Here is a 6,346-nt window from a genome sequence, read left to right on the forward strand (position 1 = left end):
TGTGGTCGCGACCTGCGAGATCATCGCGATCGAGCCCACACCCTGAGTGCTCGCAAGAGGTCGACATACCGGAAACCCGGCCAGTTGGCGTCGGAGAAGTACAGCTGGGAATCCTTGGCCTGCCACAGCAGGAATCCGGACAACCGGACCTCACCACTGGTCCGGATGATCAGCTCCGGCTCGGGACTGCCCGCCGTGTACAGATGCGAGTCGAGGGCGTCCACCGAAACGGTCTCGGCGATCTCGGTGAGGGACTTGCCCTCCGCCGCCCCTTCGAGCACGAGGTCGCGAACGCCGTCGACGATCTCCTCGCGGCTCCCGTACCCGATGGCGAGGGTCAGCTCGGGTCCCGTCGCGCCGCGCGTGTCCTCTTCGGCCCGCTTCAGCACCTCCGTCGTGGACGACGGCAGCATGTCGAGACGCCCCACCGCCTCGACGCGCCAGTTCCCACCCGGCGCCGCGAGCCTGTCACGGACGACGTCCTCGATCACCCGCATCAAGAAGGCCATCTCCGGCGACGCTCGCTTCGTCAGGTTGTCGACAGAGGCGAGGTACACCGTCACGTGCCCGATACCGAGGCCCTCGCACCACGTCATCAACCGGGCGATGTGCCGGGCGCCGTGCCGATGCCCCTCACGGACGTCCTCGAAACCCATCTGCCGGGCCCAGCGGCGGTTGCCGTCGATGATCACGCCGATGTGCCTGGGGAGCGGGCCTTGGCGGAGCCTCGCGCGGAGGCGTCGCGCGTAGAGGTCGTCGAGTCTGGTCCGGACGCTCATGGAAGCGAAGCTACCGAAAACGGGGACTTGCGCGGCGGCGACAAGTGGACGATTTTCACCTCATCTCACGAACCGTCTATCCTGCCCTTGACGGTTGCATCTAGCCCTGCCTAGACATACTCTGTGAAGAGACGAGAGGTCATCAAGAAGATCGCGGTCGCCGCCAGGCGGCAACGCGCGGCGTGGATTCTCGAGCGGGAAGGTGCCAACCACACCATCTACACCCTCAACGGTGTCGTGGTGCCCATTCCGCGCCATACCGAACTGGGCGAGGTCTTCGCCGTTGACATCTTCAAAGAATGCGAGGAGGTCCTCGGGAAAGGATGGTGGAGGAAGTGAAGACCTATCACGCCGAAGTCACTCGTGACGGCAGGTTCTGGCTCATCCGCGTCCGCGAGATCGACCGTTCGACCCAAGCTCTCCGCTACAAGGACGTCGTGACGATGGCCAACGAGCTCATCGAAATCATGGACGGCGTCAAGGACGACGAGTACGACCTCCACCTCGAAGTGCACCTGCCGAGTTCGGTGAAGGACCACCAAGCCCGCGCCGAAGTCCTGCGCGAAGAGGCTCAGCGCAAGCAGGCGGAGGCCGCCGCCGAACACCGCGCGGCCGTTAAAGAACTGCTCGCTCTCGGGGTTTCGCAACGCGAGGCCGGTGAAGTCCTCGGCATGTCGTTCCAACGTGTCAGCCAATTGGCCAGGTCGTCTTGACATTCCGAGGACGATAAGCGCCCATGAGCTACGTTAAGGGTGCCGTCCGAGCAGTCTCCGGATGGCACAGAGTGCGACGCCGTGGGTGTCTCACGAGTCGCAAGGCCAGGTGCACCCGGGGAATACCGGGACCCTGGCCTTACGCGTATCCGCGGTCAGGGGCGAGGGTCGGTCACGACGCGAACTGGGTCGCGTATCGGTGACGGAGACCGGCCCACCTGCGAGTGACAGACACCACAGGCGACAATGGAGGACGTGACTGCCACCCTGAGCAAGTCCAGCCTGAAGATCGGCCCCTACGAGGTCGATCCCCCGGTCGTGCTCGCTCCGATGGCGGGCATCACCAACGTCGCCTTCCGGCAGCTGTGCCAGGAGTACGGCGCCGGCATCTACGTCTGCGAGATGATCACCGCCCGCGCGGTGGTCGAACGCCACCCCGGCACGATGCACATGATGACCTTCGGCGAGAACGAAAAGCCCAGGTCCATGCAGCTTTACGGGGTCGACCCCAAGACGATGGCCGAGGCCGTCCGCATCATCACCGGCGAAGGCCTCGCCGACCACATCGACAGCAACTTCGGCTGCCCGGTGGCGAAGGTGACGCGCAAGGGCGGCGGCGCGGCGTTGCCGTTCAAGCGCAAGCTGTTCGCCGACATCGTGCGCGAGTCGGCGAAGGCCGCGGCCGAGGCGGGCGTGCCGTTCACGGTCAAGTTCCGGGTCGGCATCGACGACGATCACCTGACCTACCTCGACGCCGGGCGCATCGCGGAGGCCGAGGGCGCGGCGGCGGTCAGCCTGCACGCGCGCACGGCCGCGCAGCGCTACTCCGGTCAGGCCGACTGGACGAAGATCGCGGCCCTCAAGGAAGCCGTCACCAGTATCCCGGTGCTCGGCAACGGCGACATCTTCTCCGCTGAGGACGCGCTGCGCATGGTCGACGAGACCGGCTGTGACGGGGTCGTGGTCGGACGCGGCTGCCTGGGCAGGCCGTGGCTGTTCGGCGAACTGGAAGCCGCCTTCGCCGGGCGCCCCCAGCCCATCCCGCCGAACCTCGGCGGGGTCGCGAAGGTGCTGCGCCGCCACACCGAACTGCTCGTCGAGCACGACGGCCACGACAAGGCCATGCGCGACATCCGCAAGCACATGGCCTGGTACTTCATGGGTTTCCCGGTCGGCTCCGAACTCCGCCGCGGTTTCGCGATGCTGTCCAGCATGGACCAGCTCGACGACCTCATCGCCAAGCTCGACCACGACGCGCCCTTCCCCAGCGCCGCCACCGGACCGCGCGGGCGGCAGGGTTCACCCGGCAAGGTCACGCTGCCGCACGGCTGGCTCGACGACCCGGACGACGACTGCGTCCCCGAGGCAGAGGACATGCATTCGGGGGGCTGAAACGAAAAAACGCTCCCGCCGGACGGACCGGCGGGAGCGTCTTCGTTCACGACTCAGGTGCCCCTGGTCTTGTAGGCGAACTTCCACTGATTGGTGTCGACCTCGAAGCACCGCATGGTGATCGTGTAGTACCGGGCCATGTTGCTCTGTTCGATCTGACAACTGCTCAGGCTGGAATAGGGCCCGAGCTGGCAGCCCGGGTTGCCGTCGCAGACCCCGGCCGCCGCGACATTCGCCGTCGTGACGGCGATTCCGCCCGCGAGCGCGACGGAAGCGGCGCCGGCGGCCAGCCGGCGCTTCCAACTATTCGACATGTGTTACCCCAGTTTCCCCAGTGCGGCCGAAGATCGGCCGCGGTGATCATTAGATGCGAATCGGACACCGGCCGTCAATCCCTTGCCGCCCGCCCGAAACGGGCGGCCCGTAGAGTCGGCGTCGTGATCGAGCAGCTCAGCATCCCCACCGCGGCCGGTTCCTTCGACGCCATCGCCGCGGGTCCCGAAGACGGCCGTCCCGTCCTCTTGCTGCACGGGTTTCCCGAGGCCGCGGTGGAATGGGAGCACCAGGTCGCGACGCTCGGCGTACTCGGATATCGCGCGGTGGCACCGGATCAGCGCGGCTACTCGCCCGGCGTCCGGCCGGAGCAGGCGTCCGAATACGGGATCGACGACCTCGTCGGTGACGTCCTCGCGATCGCGGATCGTTTGGGGTGGAACGAATTCGATCTCGTCGGACACGACTGGGGCGGCGCGGTCGCGTGGTGGACGGCCGACGCGCATCCCGCCAGGCTCCGCAGCCTCGCCGTCGTTTCGACACCGCATCCGGCGGCACTCGCGGAGGCCATGAAGACCGACGAGGACCAGCATCTCCGCTCGGCGTACATGACCGAATGGCGCCAGACCCGCGTCACCGAACGGCGGATGCTCGAGAACGGCGCCGACGCGCTGCGCCGCATCTTCGACTGGAAGGTGCCGCCCAGCAAGATCGACGAGTACGTCCAGCGCCTGTCCGAGCCGGGCGCGCTCACCGCCGCGCTCAACTGGTACCGCGCCGGCCGTCCCGGCGGGAAGATCGGGCCGATCGAGGTCCCGACGCTCTACATCTGGAGCACCGAGGACGCCGCCTTCGGGTCGACGGCCGCGCTCGACACCGCGAACCGGGTCACCGGCCCGTACCGCTTCGAGATGATCGAGGACGTCTCCCACTGGGTGGTGGAAGAGGCGCCCGAGGCCGTCACTTCTTTGCTCGTGGAGCACCTTTCGTCCCACTAACAGGGGTAACTCTGGTCGCGGTACCGGTTACAGACAGCCTGCTGGTTCAGTGGGTCCGATGAACGACACGACCGCACTCGACACCGAACGCATCGTCTACGTCACCGAAGACGGCGAGCCGACCGGCGAAACCGCGCCCAAACTGGCCGCGCACCACGAGAACACCCGGCTGCACCTGGCGTTCTCCTGCTATCTGTTGCGCTCCAGCGACCAGGCCCTGCTGATCACCAGCCGTGCCGCGTCGAAGAAGGTGTGGCCCCGGGTCTGGACCAACAGTGTCTGCGGGCACCCCGCACCGGGTGAACCGATCGAGGAGGCCGTCCGGCGCAGGGCCGCCTTCGAGCTCGGACTGCCCCGGCTGGACGGGCTCCGCTGCGTCCTTCCGGCGTACCGGTACAGCACACCGCCGTTCGAAGGCATCATCGAGAACGAGTTCTGCCCGGTCTTCGTCGCCTGGGTCGACGAAGATCCGGCCCCGCATCCCGACGAGGTCGGCGATTGGCGGTGGGTGAGCTGGAATGATTACGCACTGTTGCTGAATGACGATGTGACTGACGTGAGTTACTGGGCGAAGGATCAGTTTTCGCAGCTCAAAGACTTCGAGCCGTTTTCGTCCTTACAGAACGGCGCTTCGGTGCGTGACAATGGGGCGGATCCGTCGTCCTCTTGAGCGATATTCACTTTGCCCCGTACTCACACCTCAAGAGATCCCTCCTATACGACGAAAACCAATTCGTGGCGGAGGTGAGCGTGGCAGCCGACGACGAGGCCGCGCTCCCACCGAGCGCGCCGGCCACCGATCTGCTCAGCCTGCACGAGTCGATCGCCGGGGTGCTCGCCACCCAGGGCGACTGGCGGCGCGCCTACCACCACCTCAAGTCCGCCTTCGACCTCGCCCGCGCCGGCAGCCTGCGGGACACGCTGACGTCCAGCTACAACCGCCGCTATCTCGACCAGTGGCTGCACGGCCCGGCCGTCGACCATCGCGGCCCGCCGGGGATCGCGATCGCGCTGGTCGACCTCGACCTGTTCAAGGACGTCAACGACACTTTCGGGCATCTGGTCGGCGATCGGGTGCTGCGCGAAGTGGCCGACCTGCTGCAACAGGGACTTCCACCGGAAGCGTTCTGCGCCCGCTACGGCGGCGAGGAGTTCGCGCTGGTCATCCCGGACGTCGACGCGGCCCGCGCGGTGCGGATCGCCGACACCGCCCGCATCCGGGTGGCCCGTCATCCGTGGCGCCGGATCCGGCCCGGTCTTTCGGTGACGATCAGCGTCGGGCTCGCGCACGAAGGCAGGACGGAACCGGATCGAACGGTCGAACCGGAACGGCAGTTGCGCCACGCCGACACTTTGTTGTATATGGCGAAACGGGCGGGCAGGAACAGAGTGGCTTATCAGGATAAGGAATCGTCGCAGATGATTCCTCAGTCGATGAACGCCGCCGAGTCCGCCGGCGCGTAGCCACTCACTCGATCTTCTGTCACACTCTGCGTGACGGTTTCGCACCTTTTAACGCAGCTTTAACCAGGACCGCTCACCCGATCGCATGGACCGTTCGGCGCTTATCGGTACCTTGGGTGAAGAAAATTCCGGGATGGTTGTCGTCACGAACCTGAGGTGTCCGTACGATAACGAAAGAGCTTCGAAGCCCGTTGTGAAAGGAGACCGAGTGCCCGACGAGCACCACACCCCGGGGACCGGTCGCCACAGCCACACCGACAGGAATGCCGGTGAGCGCGGCCGCCGGAACCGTCGCCGCTCGATGGAAACCCACGGCGGTATCAGCGTTTCCGACGTCGTCGCACGTCATACGGGTGAACGCCCCGTCTTCGACCCCGCCGCCGAGGCCCCCGCTCCCCGCCGCCTCCGGCCGAGTGAGCCGGCGCCCGAGCCTCCGAGACCCGGCCCGCGCGCGAACCAGGCGGAGCCGCCGTCACCTCGGCGTCCCCGCCCGGCCACCCCCGTCGACACCCCTCCGCCCGCGCCTCGCGCGGCCAAGCCCGCCACACCGCCGGCTCCGGTCACGCCGCCCGCCGAGACCCCGCGTCCGCCTCGTGCGCGCCAGCCGCGCCGCGCCGCTCAGGCCCCGCCCAGTCCCGAGGCACCCACGCACCGCCGCCCGCCGGTGGTGAACCCGGGCCCCCAGCAGCAGCACGCCGTCCCAGATCGGACGAGCGTCGTGTCGGGA

General features: G+C 67.2%; 8 protein-coding genes and 1 pseudogene. 7 read left to right on the top strand and 2 right to left on the bottom strand.

Annotation, left to right across the window (positions count from 1 at the left end):
• Nucleotides 1-20 precede the first annotated feature (20 nt).
• The gene (gene uppS, locus CFP71_RS34595) at nt 21-779 is read right to left on the bottom strand and encodes a polyprenyl diphosphate synthase (protein ID WP_093938148.1); all 759 of its coding nucleotides are present in this window, start codon (nt 777-779) and stop codon (nt 21-23) included.
• A gap of 123 nt (nt 780-902) precedes the next feature.
• On the opposite strand from uppS, the gene CFP71_RS34600 reads away from it, so the two are divergent.
• The 3 genes from CFP71_RS34600 (at nt 903) to dusB (ending at nt 2,884) form a co-directional block, all read left to right on the top strand.
• Nucleotides 903-1,118, top strand: a complete 216-nt coding sequence (locus CFP71_RS34600; RefSeq protein ID WP_093938149.1) for a hypothetical protein — start codon at nt 903-905, stop codon at nt 1,116-1,118.
• Nucleotides 1,103-1,492 (top strand): HicB family toxin-antitoxin system, encoded by a 390-nt coding sequence (locus CFP71_RS34605; protein ID WP_143267228.1) that lies wholly within the window; start codon nt 1,103-1,105, stop codon nt 1,490-1,492. The genes CFP71_RS34600 and CFP71_RS34605 overlap by 16 nt, the downstream gene beginning before the upstream one ends.
• A 246-nt stretch (nt 1,493-1,738) precedes the next feature.
• A complete protein-coding gene (dusB, locus tag CFP71_RS34610) occupies nt 1,739-2,884 on the top strand; it encodes a tRNA dihydrouridine synthase DusB (RefSeq protein WP_093938151.1) in 1,146 nt (381 codons plus the stop codon).
• A gap of 53 nt (nt 2,885-2,937) precedes the next feature.
• Here dusB and CFP71_RS34615 read toward each other — a convergent pair whose 3' ends face one another.
• Entirely contained in the window at nt 2,938-3,198 is a 261-nt protein-coding gene (locus CFP71_RS34615; protein WP_093938152.1) for a hypothetical protein, read from the bottom strand.
• 123 nt (nt 3,199-3,321) lie between these two features.
• Between CFP71_RS34615 and CFP71_RS34620 the strand changes: the two genes are divergently transcribed.
• The 4 genes and pseudogenes from CFP71_RS34620 to CFP71_RS44705 form a co-directional block, all read left to right on the top strand.
• Nucleotides 3,322-4,155, top strand: a complete 834-nt coding sequence (locus tag CFP71_RS34620) for an alpha/beta fold hydrolase (RefSeq protein WP_093938153.1) — start codon at nt 3,322-3,324, stop codon at nt 4,153-4,155.
• 58 nt (nt 4,156-4,213) lie between these two features.
• Nucleotides 4,214-4,825 (top strand): isopentenyl-diphosphate Delta-isomerase, encoded by a 612-nt coding sequence (idi, locus tag CFP71_RS34625; RefSeq protein ID WP_093938154.1) that lies wholly within the window; start codon nt 4,214-4,216, stop codon nt 4,823-4,825.
• Between the two features lie 65 nt (nt 4,826-4,890).
• Nucleotides 4,891-5,619, top strand: a complete 729-nt coding sequence (locus CFP71_RS34630) for a GGDEF domain-containing protein (protein ID WP_093938155.1) — start codon at nt 4,891-4,893, stop codon at nt 5,617-5,619.
• A gap of 208 nt (nt 5,620-5,827) precedes the next feature.
• Nucleotides 5,828-6,346 (top strand): annotated as a pseudogene (locus CFP71_RS44705) (hypothetical protein); the annotation flags it as partial.

Source organism: Amycolatopsis thailandensis (assembly GCF_002234405.1).
Lineage (GTDB): Bacteria > Actinomycetota > Actinomycetes > Mycobacteriales > Pseudonocardiaceae > Amycolatopsis > Amycolatopsis thailandensis.